This window comes from Deltaproteobacteria bacterium (assembly GCA_013151235.1).
GTDB lineage: Bacteria > CG2-30-53-67 > CG2-30-53-67 > CG2-30-53-67 > CG2-30-53-67 > JAADIO01.
This window is the reverse complement of record JAADIO010000033.1, coordinates 50,726-65,585: the sequence shown is the minus strand read 5'-3', so window position 1 is coordinate 65,585 and position 14,860 is coordinate 50,726. Positions and strand designations below refer to the sequence as shown.

The 14,860-nt window shown below is 56.4% G+C and carries 15 protein-coding genes; all 15 read left to right on the top strand.

From position 1 onward, the window contains the following. Complete coding sequence (locus tag GXP58_06540) at window positions 1–657, top strand: riboflavin synthase (protein NOY53265.1); 657 nt, start codon at window positions 1–3, stop codon at window positions 655–657. A gap of 153 nt (window positions 658–810) precedes the next feature. Beyond that, complete coding sequence (locus GXP58_06535; protein NOY53264.1) at window positions 811–2,022, top strand: bifunctional 3,4-dihydroxy-2-butanone-4-phosphate synthase/GTP cyclohydrolase II; 1,212 nt, start codon at window positions 811–813, stop codon at window positions 2,020–2,022. A gap of 54 nt (window positions 2,023–2,076) precedes the next feature. After that, a complete protein-coding gene (locus GXP58_06530; GenBank protein NOY53263.1) occupies window positions 2,077–2,547 on the top strand; it encodes a 6,7-dimethyl-8-ribityllumazine synthase in 471 nt (156 codons plus the stop codon). Between the two features lie 64 nt (window positions 2,548–2,611). Then, window positions 2,612–3,037, top strand: coding sequence for a transcription antitermination factor NusB (gene nusB, locus GXP58_06525; GenBank protein NOY53262.1), 426 nt, complete (start codon window positions 2,612–2,614; stop codon window positions 3,035–3,037). A 122-nt stretch (window positions 3,038–3,159) separates the two neighbouring features. Then, the gene (locus GXP58_06520) at window positions 3,160–3,885 is read left to right on the top strand and encodes a metallophosphoesterase family protein (protein NOY53261.1); all 726 of its coding nucleotides are present in this window, start codon (window positions 3,160–3,162) and stop codon (window positions 3,883–3,885) included. Window positions 3,886–3,902: 17 nt separating this feature from the next. Next, complete coding sequence (locus GXP58_06515) at window positions 3,903–5,198, top strand: adenylosuccinate lyase (protein ID NOY53260.1); 1,296 nt, start codon at window positions 3,903–3,905, stop codon at window positions 5,196–5,198. A 41-nt stretch (window positions 5,199–5,239) separates the two neighbouring features. After that, window positions 5,240–5,953 (top strand): phosphoribosylaminoimidazolesuccinocarboxamide synthase, encoded by a 714-nt coding sequence (locus tag GXP58_06510; GenBank protein NOY53259.1) that lies wholly within the window; start codon window positions 5,240–5,242, stop codon window positions 5,951–5,953. Window positions 5,954–5,955: 2 nt separating this feature from the next. Continuing rightward, entirely contained in the window at window positions 5,956–6,198 is a 243-nt protein-coding gene (purS, locus tag GXP58_06505) for a phosphoribosylformylglycinamidine synthase subunit PurS (GenBank protein ID NOY53258.1), read from the top strand. After that, complete coding sequence (gene purQ / locus GXP58_06500; protein NOY53257.1) at window positions 6,195–6,884, top strand: phosphoribosylformylglycinamidine synthase subunit PurQ; 690 nt, start codon at window positions 6,195–6,197, stop codon at window positions 6,882–6,884. The genes purS and purQ overlap by 4 nt, the downstream gene beginning before the upstream one ends. A 44-nt stretch (window positions 6,885–6,928) precedes the next feature. Then, window positions 6,929–9,163: a phosphoribosylformylglycinamidine synthase subunit PurL gene (gene purL / locus GXP58_06495; protein NOY53256.1), complete on the top strand. Its 2,235-nt coding sequence runs from the start codon at window positions 6,929–6,931 to the stop codon at window positions 9,161–9,163. Window positions 9,164–9,176: 13 nt separating this feature from the next. Next, window positions 9,177–10,571, top strand: coding sequence for an amidophosphoribosyltransferase (locus GXP58_06490; protein NOY53255.1), 1,395 nt, complete (start codon window positions 9,177–9,179; stop codon window positions 10,569–10,571). A 97-nt stretch (window positions 10,572–10,668) separates the two neighbouring features. After that, a complete protein-coding gene (locus tag GXP58_06485; protein NOY53254.1) occupies window positions 10,669–11,577 on the top strand; it encodes a GTPase Era in 909 nt (302 codons plus the stop codon). Between the two features lie 27 nt (window positions 11,578–11,604). After that, a complete protein-coding gene (gene mgtE, locus GXP58_06480) occupies window positions 11,605–12,966 on the top strand; it encodes a magnesium transporter (protein ID NOY53253.1) in 1,362 nt (453 codons plus the stop codon). A 36-nt stretch (window positions 12,967–13,002) separates the two neighbouring features. Further along, window positions 13,003–13,770 (top strand): DNA repair protein RecO, encoded by a 768-nt coding sequence (recO, locus tag GXP58_06475; protein ID NOY53252.1) that lies wholly within the window; start codon window positions 13,003–13,005, stop codon window positions 13,768–13,770. A gap of 50 nt (window positions 13,771–13,820) precedes the next feature. Then, complete coding sequence (locus tag GXP58_06470) at window positions 13,821–14,618, top strand: SAM-dependent chlorinase/fluorinase (protein NOY53251.1); 798 nt, start codon at window positions 13,821–13,823, stop codon at window positions 14,616–14,618. The last annotated feature ends 242 nt before the right edge of the window (window positions 14,619–14,860 follow it).

Genomic DNA, 14,860 nt, shown 5'->3' with positions numbered 1-14,860 from the left:
ATGTTTACAGGCATCATCGAAGAGATCGGAGAGATCGCCGAGCTGCATACTGGTGCTGAGAGCGCCCGTATGACGGTGAAGGCAAAAACCGTCCTGAAGGACGTGCGGCCGGGAGACAGCATTGCCGTGAGCGGGGCCTGTCTGACGGTTGTACAGTTCAACAAAACCTCTTTCACTGTGGATGTTTCTCCGGAGACCCTTTCTGCGACGATCCTAGGGGATTTCCGGCCGGGGGATCGGGTCAATCTGGAGCGTGCCATACCGGCCGTCGGACGGTTTGGTGGACATCTGGTCAGCGGTCATGTGGACGGGATCGGAAGACTGACCGACCGCAGGCCGGTGGGCAATGCCGTGATCATGACCTTTCAGGCGCCGGAGGAGATCCTCCGTTCTTCCATTCCGAAGGGATCGATCGCCATCGACGGCGTCAGCCTGACGTTGAATGAACTCAAGGCAAAAACGTTTACGGTCTCGATTATTCCCCACACCCTTCGAAAAACCACACTGGAGAAGAAATTGGTTGGAAGCCGCGTCAATCTCGAAGGGGACCTGATCGGGAAATATGTTTACCGTTTTCTGGATCTGCGGGAAGAAGGGAGCAAAGATGCGGGCCGGGGGATCGATTCGGGATTTCTTGCGGAACACGGGTTTATGTAAGATGAAGTCGTAAAAAGTCGTTTTCCGGATTCCGTTCATGGTTCGACAAGCTCACCACGAACGGAACATCAATCACTTACACCGTTCGCCCTGAGCCTGTCGAAGGGCTTTGTGACTTTTTACGAGACCATCATGTAAAGGAAAGGAACAGAGATGAAGAAGAATATCCATACCATCGAAGAGGCGATCGAGGATATCCGCCAGGGAAAAATGGTGATTCTCGTGGACGATGAAGACCGGGAAAACGAAGGGGATCTCACGATGGCCGCCGGGAAGGTGACTCCCGAGGCGATCAACTTCATGGCAAAATACGGCCGGGGGCTGATCTGTCTTTCGCTGACGCCGGAGAAGGTGGAGACCCTTGATCTGCCGCAGATGACACGGGAAAACGAGGCATCTTTCGGGACGGCCTTTACCGTATCGATTGAGGCCCGGCACGGCGTAACCACGGGGATCTCCGCCGCCGACCGGGCAACGACCATTCTGGCGGCGGCGAGTCCGGACGCCCGGTCCTGCGACCTGGTCCGCCCCGGTCATATCTTTCCCCTCCGGGCACGCTCCGGCGGTGTTCTGCAGCGGGCCGGGCAGACGGAGGGCTCCGTCGATCTGTCGAGGCTGGCCGGCCTGGAACCGGCCGGGGTGATCTGCGAAATCATGAACGAGGACGGCACCATGTCCCGTATGCCGGAACTGATCGAATTCGCACGGGAACATGATTTGAAGATCGTCACGATCCGGGACCTGATCGCCTACCGGATGCAGAATGAATCTTTCGTACGTCGCGCAGCGGAGGCTGCTCTCCCCTCCGTTTACGGCGGTGATTTCCGGGTCATCGTCTACGAAAACGATGTCGACAACAAGGAACATATTGCTCTCGTGAAGGGGGAGATCAGACCCGACGAAGCGGTCCTGGTCCGGGTCCACTCGGAGTGTCTTACCGGCGATGTGCTCGGGTCTAAACGCTGCGACTGCGGGGATCAGCTCCATGCCGCAATGGAGCGGATCGACGAGGAAGGGAAGGGGGTGCTCCTTTATATGCGGCAGGAGGGGAGGGGGATCGGGCTGGCCAACAAGATCCGCGCCTATGCCCTGCAGGATGAAGGACTCGATACGGTGGAGGCCAACGAAAAGCTCGGATTCAAAGCCGACCTCAGGGACTATGGAATCGGAGCCCAGATTCTCGTAGATTTAGGCGTCCATAAAATCCGGCTGTTAACCAACAACCCGAAGAAAATCATCGGTCTCAAAGGGTATGACCTGGAGATTCAGGAACGTGTTCCCATTGAAATGAAGTCGAGGAAATGCAATGTTGAATATCTGAAAACGAAGAAAGAGAAGATGGGCCATTTCCTGGAACAGATATGAAGATCGGCTCTCAGCAGCCGCCGGCGGCATTCAGTCAAAACAATAGGAGGAACCATGCCGAACATTATTGAAGGGGCCTTGCAGGCCGAGGGGTTCAAATTCGGGATCGTCGTCAGTCGATTCAATGATTTCATTACATCCAAACTGGTCGAGGGGGCGCTCGATGTCCTGAAACGGCACGGTGCCGCCGATGGGGATATCGACATCGTCAAGGTCCCGGGGGCCTTCGAGATCCCCTTTGCAGCGAAGATTATGGCGAAAAAAAAGCGCTACGATGCGGTGATCTGTCTCGGTGCGGTGATCCGGGGTGCGACCCCTCATTTTGACTATGTTGCAGCGGAGGCAAGCAAAGGGGTTGCAGCGGTGGCTCTGTCGGCATCGATTCCGGTCATGTTCGGGATCCTCACGACCGACTCCATTGAACAGGCGATCGAACGGGCCGGGACCAAGGCCGGGAACAAGGGGGCGGACGTGACCCTCGGTGCCATCGAGATGGTGAATCTCTATCGACGGATGACCCAATAAAGAACCGTCGGAATTCCTGCAAAACCGTCGATCAATCTATTAACGTGCGGAAACGGAAAACATCATGGGAAAACGACGCAAGAGCCGCATTCTGGTGCTGCAACTGCTGTACCAGTACGAAATCCGGAAAGAGCCTGCGGCGGAACTTTTGACCGAGTTTTGCGGGGAACATCCGAAGCTTCACCCCGACATTCTCGATTATGCCGAGTCGATTTTCAAGGAGACGCTGAATCATTTAAAGGAGATCGACGGGACGATCGAGGAACTGGCCCTTCACTGGAAGATCAACAGGCTTTCTCTGGTCGACAAGTCGATTCTCCGGATTGCCGTCTGTGAAATCCTTTTCCGCGACGACATCCCCGACAAGGTCGCCGTCGACGAGGCGATTGAGATGGCCAAACAGTACGGCGGGGAGGATTCAGGTGCCTTTGTCAACGGGCTCCTGGACCGCCTGATTCGGAAGTCGGCGGGTACGACCCGAAGGGGGTGACGGCACCCACGCCGAAAGGGTTCTGCCCCGATTGAAACCGGCAGGCCCCCGGCGGCATTTCCGCTGACGCATGTATGCAGGCAGGCCGAAAAATCATTACAAAGCGGAAGGAAACAGAATCGTTGCGTGTCGCCGTTTTTTCAGATGTTCACAGCAATCTTGAAGCCCTGACCGTCGTTTTGGATGCAATCCGGCGGGAGGCGCCGGACCGGATCCTTTTTGCCGGGGATGCCGTCGGGTATGGTCCCGATCCGAATGCGTGTGTGGAACGAATCTTTGAAGCGGCGGATGTTGTTGTCATGGGGAATCACGATTCCGGGGTGCTTAATGAGAGTGATCTCTCCTCCTTCAATCCCCTGGCGCAGGAGGCAATCCGGTGGACCCGATCGGTCCTGACCGCTGCGAATCGGGAAAAGCTCTCCGTCATGCCGATGACCGTGCGGGAGGAGGACCTCTTCCTCGTTCATGCAGCGCCCCGTACCCCACCGGATTGGGACTATGTTGTCGAGGAAACCGGGGCTGCGGAACAGTTCGGTTTCTTCGATACTCCGATCTGTCTTTGCGGTCACACGCACCGGCCGATGACTTTCGTATGGGACGGGGAAAAAGTCACGATCACCCAAGAAAGGTTGTTGACATTTCATGAAACGTTCCGCTATATTGTCAACGTCGGAAGCGTGGGGCAGTCCCGTGACGGGAATCCCGATGCCGCCTATGTACTCTACGATCACCGGGAAAAGAGTCTTTCCTTCCATCGTGTTTTATATAACTTTCGGATCACCCAGGAGAAGATGAGGGCAGTGAATATGCCCTCTTTTTTCGTTAACCGACTCACTCACGGCAGATAAAGGATATTACGCAAGAGATGATTGACCGATATGCACGACCTGAAATGAGCAAAATCTGGGTACTGCAGAACAAATATGCCAAATGGCTGGAAGTGGAGCTGCTGGCCTGTGAGGCCCATGCAAAACAGGGACGTATCCCGCAGGAGGCAATGGAACGGATCCGGAAGAAGGCCTCCTTCGACGTCGACCGGATCCTTGAGATCGAGAAGACCGTCAAGCATGACGTGATCGCCTTCCTGACCAGCGTGGCCGAGTATATCGGCGATGACTCGGCCTACATGCACATGGGGATGACCTCGTCGGATATCCTCGACACCGGGTTTGCTCTTCAGATCCGGGAGGCATCGCAGATCATCCGTCAGGATCTGACACGCCTTCGGGACATCCTGAAGCGGCGCGCCCTGGAACACAAAGATACGGTCCAGATCGGACGTTCCCACGGCATCCATGCGGAGCCGACCTCCTTCGGCCTCAAGCCGGCGCTCTGGTATGAAGAGGCGGGGCGGAATCTCCGCCGTTTCGACCATGCCGTGGAAAACATCTCCTACGGAATGATCTCCGGCGCCGTGGGGAACTTCGCCCAGATCGACCCGGACGTTGAGGCCTACGTCTGCGAGAAGGCGGGGCTGAAACCGGCCGGGGTCAGCACGCAGGTCATCCAGCGGGACCGTCATGCCGAATATATGAACGCCCTTGCGCTGATCGCCACCATGATCGAAAAAATCGCCCTCGAGATCCGGCATCTCCAGCGGACGGAGGTTGGAGAGGCGGAAGAGTATTTCTCGAAGGGACAGAAAGGGTCCTCCGCCATGCCGCACAAGAGAAATCCGATCGCCTCGGAAAATCTCTGCGGGCTGGCCCGTGTGATCCGCTCCAATGCATTGGCTGCGATGGAGAACAACGCCCTCTGGCATGAGCGGGATATCAGCCACTCTTCGGTCGAGAGGGTGATCTTCCCCGACAGTACGATCCTGATCGATTACATGCTGAACCGGCTCTGCGGCGTTGTGGAAAACCTGATCGTCTACCCGGAGCGGATGCAGGAGAACATCGGGCGGACACGGGGGCTTGTCTTTTCCCAGCGGGTTCTTCTGGCCCTTGCCTCGAAGGGGGTTTCGCGGGAGGAGTCTTATGCCCTGGTGCAGCGGAACGCCATGCGGGCCTGGAACGAAGGGGAGGACTTCAAGGCCCTGCTTCTCTCCGACGAGGGGGTCAGGAAGCATCTTGACGCGCAGGAGATCGAAGGCTGCTTCGACCTGCAGTTCTACCTGCGCCATGTGGATACGATCTTTCAGCGGGTCTTCGGGGAGTAAGACAGGCGGTCTCCGGGACGTCCGTGATGGGAGCAGACCAAATGGAAAAGGGAGCGAAACTCTACGAAGGGAAGGCCAAGATCCTCTACGAGACGGAGGATCCCGATTACCTGATCCAGTATTTCAAGGATGACGCCACGGCCTTCAATAATCAGAAACGGGGCACCATCGTCAACAAAGGTGTCGTAAACAACAAAATTTCCGAGGCGCTTTTCCGCCGGGTCGAGGCGGCCGGGGTCAAAACCCACTTTGTGAAACGGCTGAACGATCGAGAGATGCTGGTCAAACGTCTCGAGATCCTCCCCCTGGAGGTGATCGTTCGTAACCGGGTGGCCGGCACGATGGCAAGGCGGTACGGCCTGGAGGAGGGGACCCTCCTGAAACAGCCGGTCATCGAATTTTCCTACAAAAACGATGACCTGGGGGATCCGCTGATCACGGTCGAACATGTTCTGGCCCTCGGCTGGGCTGCACGGGAGGAGATCGACCTTCTCATCGGTTACACGGAAAAGGTGAATGCGACGCTCTCCGGGTTTTTCGATGAAAAGGGGTTTATCCTCGTTGATTTCAAGATTGAGTTCGGGCGCCATCATGGAGAGATCCTCCTCGGCGATGAAATCTGTCAGGATACCATGCGGCTCTGGGAGAAGGAGACCCTGAAGAAAATGGACAAGGACCGTTTCCGTCGTGACCTGGGCGGAGTCGAAGAAGCCTACAATGAGATCTGCGGGATTGTCTGCGAAGGGGGCGAATGATGCTGAAGGCCAGGGTCTATGTGACACTGAAAGAGGGGGTTCTTGATCCCCAGGGGAAGACCGTCAAGCACGCCCTCGATAATCTCGGATTTGAGGGGGTGCAGGAGGTCCGGATCGGTAAATACATGGAGGTCTCTCTCGGGGAGATGTCCGCAGCAGATGCGGAGAAGGCCGTACACTCGATGTGCGAGAAGCTTCTCGCCAATACCGTGATCGAAGATTACCGGGTGGAGATCGAGGCATGAGATTCGGCATCGTGGTATTTCCCGGCTCCAACTGTGATCACGACTGCTATCATGTGACCCGGCACGTCCTGGGCGGGGAAGCGGAATTCATCTGGCACAAGGAGGAGAAGATCACCGGAATCGACTGTCTGATCCTCCCCGGAGGGTTCTCCTACGGAGACTATCTGCGTACCGGGGCGATTGCAAAGTTTTCGCCGGTCATGAAGGCGGTCCGGGACTTTGCGGAAGGGGGCGGGCTGGTCTTCGGGATCTGCAACGGATTCCAGATCCTGCTGGAGTCGGGCCTTCTTCCCGGCGCAATGAAGCGAAATGAATCCCTTAAATTTATCTGTAAAGACGTATGGTTACGTACGGAAAGCTCAGAAACTCCTTTTACGAATCAACTTGAGGCGGGTGAGGTCCTCCGGATTCCCATTGCCCATGCCGACGGCAACTATTACGCCGATGCGGAAACCCTGGCCCGGTTGAACGAAGAGGACCGTGTCCTTTTCCGTTACAGCGATCCGTACGGAAAAACCGATGCATCGGCCAACCCCAACGGTTCCAGGGAGAACATCGCCGGGATCGTTAATGAGAAGCGGAATGTCCTCGGGATGATGCCGCACCCGGAACGGTGCGCCGAAGCGATTCTCGGCAACGAAGACGGAAGAGGAATTTTCGAGTCGATCCTCCATCACGTTCAGTAAGATCGCAGGCGGACTTTTTACAACGCCGGAACAAAGGAACGGTCATGCAGGAACCTGTCATCACGGAAGAAATCGTTCAGCAGCATGGACTCTCTCCGGAGGAGTACGAGCGGATCCTGTCGATCCTCGGAAGGAAGCCGACCTTTACGGAATTGGGGATTTTTTCCGTGATGTGGAGCGAACACTGTAGTTACAAGAGTTCCCGTCTCCACCTGAAGAAGTTTCCGACCGAAGCCCCTTACGTGATCGAAGGACCGGGCGAGAATGCGGGCGTCATCGATATCGGAGATGGTCTCGCCGCGGTCTTCAAAATGGAAAGCCATAACCACCCATCCTTCATTGAACCTTACCAGGGGGCCGCTACCGGTGTCGGCGGGATCATGCGGGACGTCTTCACCATGGGGGCGCGCCCCGTGGCGAACATGAATTCCCTCCGTTTCGGAAAACTGACGGAACCCCATAACCAATATTTATTGGACGGCGTCGTCGACGGAATAGCCGGATATGGCAACTGCATGGGGGTTCCCACGATCGGCGGGGAGATCTGTTTCTCCGACTGCTATAACGGCAACTGCCTCGTCAACGCCTTTACGCTGGGGATCGCCGCATCGGACGGGATCTTCCGGGGGTATGCCTCCGGACCCGGGAACGTGGTGATCTACGTCGGATCCAGGACCGGCCGGGACGGCATCCACGGGGTGACCATGGCCTCGGAGGAGTTCGTCGATGATTCGGAACAGAAGAAACCGACCGTCCAGGTCGGCGACCCCTTCATGGAGAAACTGCTCCTTGAGGCCTGTCTTGAGGTCATGAAAAAGGATCTCCTCGTCGGTATCCAGGACATGGGAGGAGCGGGTCTGACCAGTTCCTCCTGCGAGATGGCCGGCCGGGCCGGGACGGGGGTGGAACTCGACCTGTCGCTTGTGCCCCGCCGGGAAGAGGGGATGATCCCCTACGAGATCATGCTCTCCGAATCGCAGGAGAGAATGCTCCTCGTGGCCGAAAAAGAAAATGAAGAGGCGATCCATGAAATCTTCAAAAAGTGGGACCTAGAGGCCGTCACCATCGGCCGCGTGACGGATGACGGTATGCTGCGCATCCTCGACGGCGGGAAACAGGTCGCCGAGATCCCGGCTCTTAAGATCGCGCAGCAGGCGCCGATATACGACCGGCCCCATGGAGAATCGGAGACGCAGCGTGAGCGGCGCATCCTCGATCTTGATTTGATCTCCGTTCCCGTGGACCTTCAGGAAATCCTCCCGATCCTCCTGGGCGACCACGACATCGCCGACAAGGAGTGGGTCTTCGAGCAGTACGATCACATGGTCCGGACCAATACCATCGTCCTTCCCGGCTCCGACGCCGCCGTCATCCGGGTGAAGGGGACGAAGAAAGGGATCGCCGTCTCCACCGACTGCAACGGTCGCTATTGCTATCTTGATCCCTATGTCGGCGGGATGGCCGCCGTGGCCGAAGCGGCCCGGAATGTGGTCTGCGCCGGGGCCCGTCCGATGGCCATCACGGACTGCCTGAATTTCGGCAATCCCGAGAAGCCGGAGATCATGTGGCAGTTTGTGCAGGCCGTGGAGGGGATGAGCGCCGCCTGCCGGGCACTGGGGACGCCGGTGGTGAGCGGGAACGTCAGTTTCTACAATGAAACGAAGGGAGAGGCGATCTGGCCGACGCCGACCGTCGGGATGGTGGGGCTGATTGAGGATGTGCATCGACACATGACGCAATGGTTCAAACAAGAAGGAGATGCGATCCTGCTCGTGGGCGAGACCCTCGAGGAGTTGGGCGGCTCGAAGTATCTTGAAGTCATGCATGGACAAGTCAGCGGGCCGCCGCCGGTCCTCGACCTGGAGAAAGAGCGAACGGTGCAGGAAACGGTGCTGAAGGCCTGTGAAGCGGGTCTGCTTCGTTCCGCGCATGACTGTTCCGAAGGGGGGCTTGCCGTGGCCCTGGCCGAATGTTGTCTGACCGGCTCAGGACCCCATATCGGTGCCCGGGTTTCCCTGGATGACGATCTCCGTCCCGATGTCCTCCTCTTCGGGGAGAGCCAGTCCCGCATCGTGGTCAGTATCGAAGACAAGTACCTCGATACCTTCAAGGAGATTGCCAACCGGATCGGCGCCCCCGTGACCTTCCTGGGGCTGGTCGGAGGGGTGGACCTTTCGATCGACCTGCAGGGACGGACCTTCCAATGGCCGGTTGAAACCCTCCGAAAAATCCATCGTAGTGCCATCCGGTATCAGATGATCCATGATGCAACCGTATAAAAAGGAACCCTCCATGCCGTTCGACAAGTTTCACGAAGAATGCGGTGTCATCGGGATCTTTAATCATCCCGAAGCCTCGAAGCTGGCCTATCTTGGACTGCATGCCCTGCAGCATCGCGGCCAGGAGGGCGCCGGCATCGTCACCTCCGATGGGAAGAAGATCCGTATTGAACGGGGGATGGGGTTGGTTTCCGAGATCTTTACCCGGGAGCGCCTGAACCGGCTTTCGGGAAGAGCTGCCATGGGGCACAATCGTTACTCCACCGCAGGCGAGAGCCTACTGAAGAATGTCCAACCCCTTCTGGTCAACTACTCCCTGGGGCAGATGAGTGTCGCCCATAACGGGAACCTGCTGAATGCGCAGTATATCAAGGACCAGTTGGAGGCCTACGGCTCCATCTTTCATACGACCAGCGACACGGAGGTGGTCGTTCACCTCATTGCCGTCTCCAAGTATGCAACCCTCGCGGACCGGATCGTTGATGCCTTGAACCGGGTCAAAGGGGCCTATTCCATGCTTTTTATGAATGAAAAGGAGATGATCGCCGTCCGGGATCCCCGTGGGATTCGACCCCTGGTCCTGGGGAAGATGGATGAAGCCTATGTGGTTGCCTCGGAGACCTGTGCCTTCGACCTGATCGAAGCGGAATATCTGCGGGAAATCAAACCGGGGGAGATGCTGATCGTGAATAACGAAGGAGCTCATTCCAGTTTTCCCTTTCCCCGGAAGGAACGGAAGGCCTGCATCTTCGAGCATGTCTATTTTGCCCGTCCCGACAGTGTAATCTTCGGAAATACGGTCAATACCGTCCGGATGAATTTCGGCCGTGCGCTGGCCCGGGAACATCCCGTCGAGGCCGACGTGGTGGTTCCCGTTCCCGATTCCGGAATGCCCCCCTCCCTCGGTTATGCCGAAGAATCGGGGATTCCCTTTGAACCGGCCCTGATCCGGAACCACTATGTCGGTCGGACCTTTATCGAACCGGAGCACGCCATCCGCCATTTCGGCGTCAAACTGAAGCTGAACCCCGTCCGGGAAGCCCTGCAAGGGAAACGGGTTATCCTTGTGGATGACTCCATCGTTCGGGGGACCACCAGCCGGAAGATCGTCAAGATGGTGCGGGATGCGGGGGCCCGGGAGGTTCACATGCGGGTCAGTTCCCCCCCGACCACTCATCCCTGCTTCTACGGGATCGACACTCCCACGCGGAAAGAGTTGATCGCCTCCTCCCATACCGTGGAGGACATCCGCCGCTATATTACGGCCGATTCCCTGGGCTACCTCAGTGTAGAAAAGATGATGGAGGCCGTTCCTGATCAGGCGGACGGATATTGCCTGGCCTGCTTCTCCGGGAAGTATGCCATCCGCTTCCCCGAGATCCAGCGAAATCAGCTCGAACTCTTCTGAAGAATTTGCGAGATTGACCTCTTACGATGCATCTGTTAGATTGTTGCACGTCGGACTTGGTGCGTCTGAAGGGATTATTCTGAACGGCGGGGTGATGATGGCGTCGTATGAAACAAAAAATGTGTTCCGTTCGGGCTACGTGGCCCTGATCGGGCGGCCGAATGTGGGGAAATCGACCCTGATGAACCGGATTATCGGGGAGAAAATTTCCATCGTGACCGACAAACCCCAGACCACGCGGAACAGTATCCTGGGGATCAGGACGACGGACCGGTACCAGGTTCTTTTTCTCGATACGCCGGGAATTCACAAGGCGAAACGTCGCTTAAACGAGAGGATGGTTCAGACGGCTCTTGCCGCTCTGAAAGATGCGGATTTGATTTTCTTTCTCGTAGAACCGGAGATCAGGTTTCTTGAACAGGGCGATTTCATACTGCATAGATTACATGAGGTAAGTAGGCCGATCTATTTGATTATAAACAAGATAGATACGATACAAAAGGAGCGGATTCTTCCCCTGATTTCCGCGTACCGGGAAAAACTGAGTTTCCAGGAGGTTGTGCCGATTTCGGCGCTGACCGGGGACGGCGTCGATCGTCTCGAAGAGGTGATTGCGGATGCGTTGCCGGAAGGACCTCCCTATTTTCCGGAAGAGAGCCTGACCGATGTTTCCAAACGTTTTATGATCGCCGAGATGATTCGAGAGAAAATCATTTTCCGGACCGAGAAGGAGATCCCGCATTCCGTGGCCGTCCGGGTTGAACAGGTCAAGGCCCGTCCTTCCGGAAAACTGGTCGATGTGGATGCCGTCATCTATGTGGAAAAGGATTCACAGAAAGGGATTCTGATCGGGAAGGGGGGGCGGATGTTGCGGGCAATCGGTTCCCTCGTCCGTCCGGAGGTCGAATCGCTCCTGGGCTCCCAGGTCTTTCTGCGTCTCTGGGTCAAGGTCCGGAAAGACTGGCGCAGTCAGGTCAGGATGCTCCGGGAACTGGGATACGAGTAGAGACGATCTCTTTTTTTTGAGTAGAGCATGCATACGAAGAAATTTGAAATTACATTACGGTCGATCCGGCGCTATCTGGAACGGAATGCAAATCTGAATATCCTCCGGATCCTTGAACAGACCCATCCGGCCGATATCGCCCATCTTTTCCGGCATATCTCGCTGGAGGAAAAGAAGAAGCTCTTTAACATCGTCCGGGCCAATGAGATCCTGGCGGCCGATGTGGTAAGTGAAATGGGAGAAGCGCTCTGGGATGAACTTGTGGCCGATCTCAATCCGCAGGAGACTTCGGAGATTGTCCAGGAGATGGAGTCGGACGATGCCGCCGACCTGCTCGGGTCCCTTGAAGAGGAGAAGGCCCAGGAAATTCTTGACCTCATGAAGAACGAGGACGGGGTCGCCGACGTCAAAAAGCTCCTCGACTACGACGAGGATACCGCCGGCGGGATCATGACGACCGACGTTTTTCATGTTTATGAAGATATGACCGTCGGCGATGCGGTTGAAGAGGTCCGCCGGGCGGAAGATTTCGAGATGGTGTTCTACCTCTATGTTGTTGACCGCCATCAGCACCTGTTGGGTGTCATCTCCCTTCGGCAGTTGATTGTCGGGACTCCCGATCAGACGGTGCGGGAGATTATGAATTCCGATGTCGTCTATGTGACGGTGGACACCGACCAGGAAGAGGTCGCCCGGGAGGTGGAAAAATACGATCTGCTGGCCATTCCCGTGGTGGACGAGGCCCATCGGCTCCAGGGGGTCGTAACCGTCGACGACGTTATTGGCGTTATCCGGGAAGAGGCGACGGAAGATCTCTACAAAATGGCCGGGACCGACGATGAAGAGATTACGAGCAAGTCTTCTTTCAAGATCGCCCGTCTCCGCTTTCCCTGGCTGACGGCGACCCTGGTTGCCGGGGTTGTGAATTCCTATCTGATCGCCTCTTTTCAGAATTCGATGAACAAGGTCATTGCACTGGCGGCATTTATCCCGGTCATCCTCGGGATGGGAGGGAACATCGGCGGGCAGAGCGCCGTTATTGTCGTTCGTGGAATGGCCCTCGGTCGGATCGGGCTCGATAATCTCCTGCCGGTGATCTTCAAGGAGGTCCGCGTCGGGCTCCTTCTGGGGTTTGTTTACGGCAACCTCCTCGGGATCTTTACCTATATTTTCTACCATTCGTCCCCATTGCTGGGACTGGTGGTCGGGCTTTCGATCTGCGCCTCCATGCTCTTCGCCGTAACCATTGGTGTTCTTTATCCGATGATTTTTAAAAAATTAGGGATCGATCCGGCGGTGGCCACGAATCCTTTTGTGACGACCTCTACCGACCTGGTGGGAATCCTGATCTATTTTTCGATTGCCACGGCCCTGATGCCGATCGGATAGCACAGCGGCATCGCCCCCCCCAACGGACAGGAAGATATGCCCCTCTACTCTTCGGAATCGATTGTCCTTCGGAAGATTGATTACCGGGATGCCGACCGGATCGTAACCTTCCTGACACCGGACCACGGCAAACTGGCCGGTCTGGCTCGGGGCGCCCGGCGCCTCAAAAGCCGTTTCGGACCCGCCCTGGAGACGCTTACGCACGGTACGCTCATCTACTTCGACCGGGAAGAGAAAAACCTGGTCAACATCAATCATTTCGACATTCTCCATTCCTTCAGAAGGGTCCGGGAGGACCTTTTTCGTTCTGCTTCCGGTCAATATCTGGCGGAGCTTGTACTGGGCCTTTTACCTGAACGGGAGGCTGCACCGGAAATTTTTCAGCTTCTTTTGCAGACCCTGAACCGTCTGCAGGAAGTCGTTGAAACGGAACCGATTCTCCGGATTTTCGAAATCCGGCTGCTTGTGCTGGCGGGTTTCGCCCCAAAGATGAATGCCTGTGTGCAATGCGGCGGCGGGACGGAGCCCTTTCGGTTTTCCCTCCGTCAGGGGGGAATTCTCTGCCGGAAGTGTCGGGGGCGCACCGACGAGGGAACCGCGCTCTCCCGCGGGTGCCTTCGCTTCTGGGAGGAGGTCCTCACTCTGACGGAAGAACGTCTTGGACATATACGACTGGAACGGAAGTTGAACAGGGAGCTGCGGGAGTTGCTCCATCTCTATTTCCGGAACCTTCTCGGCCGGGAAATCCGCTCTTATGTGTTTCTCGAAAAACTCCGTAAAGAGATCGGCGGCTTGACTCTGTAGAGGGAGAATGGTACACCGTAAGTTCGATCCCCAAACCGCAGGAGGGAAGAATGACGGAAACGACGATCCCAACCATTACACTGATTACCGATTTCGGATACCGGGACCCCTTTGTGGGCATCATGAAGGGAGTGATCCTGGCCGTCAATCCAGAGGTCCGGATCGTTGACCTGACCCATGAGATTGAGCGACACAATGTGGAAGAGGCTCTTTACACACTCTCCTGTTCCTGTCGATACTTTCCCGAAGGGACGATTCATCTCGTTGTGGTCGATCCCGGTGTCGGAACGGGAAGGCGGCCGCTTCTCGTGGAATGGGAGAATTCCATTTTTCTGGCCCCGGATAACGGAGCGCTTTCCCTCCTTTTTGCCGACGCTGGAAGGTGTACGGTACGGGAGATTACAGCGGACAGGTATATGCGAAAGCCGGTCAGCCGGACGTTCCACGGCCGGGATATCTTCGCCCCCGTTGCGGCCTGGCTCTCCCGAGGGGTGAGCCGGGAAAAGATGGGGCCGGAAATCTCCGACTACAAACAGTTGAACATCCCCCAGTTGCTGATCAGCGAAGATCGGTTGCGGGGAGAGGTGATTCATGTGGATCGTTTCGGCAACCTGATTACCAATATTCAGCGGCAACATCTGGAGGCCTTCGAGAATCAGGATTTTGTTGTCGAGATCGGCGGCAAAAAGTTTCGCGGGTTCTATCAATCCTATGCGGAGAACCGGACCGACGCTCCCGGAATCATCCTTAACAGCTTTGATCTGATGGAGATCTTCTGTTTCATGGGAAGCGCCCAGGAGAAGACCGGAATCCTCCGGGGAGACCGGGTACACCTCTATTTCGGGTGAAAGTAAAGAATCGACGCCCAAAGAACATCGCTTTGATGCCCCCCTTTGGGCAGCTGATTTTGGCACACGCGTAACACCGGATCGGCACACGGATCCGGAAAGAACCTTCCATATCCCTGCAGAAATTATCCCGACAGGTCTGTGCATGGCTGGACGAGTATTCCTCAACTATTTAAAATTATCCAGAAGGTCCATTTTTTGCTTCTGAACATCTTATAAAAAGATACGGGCCAATAGATGAT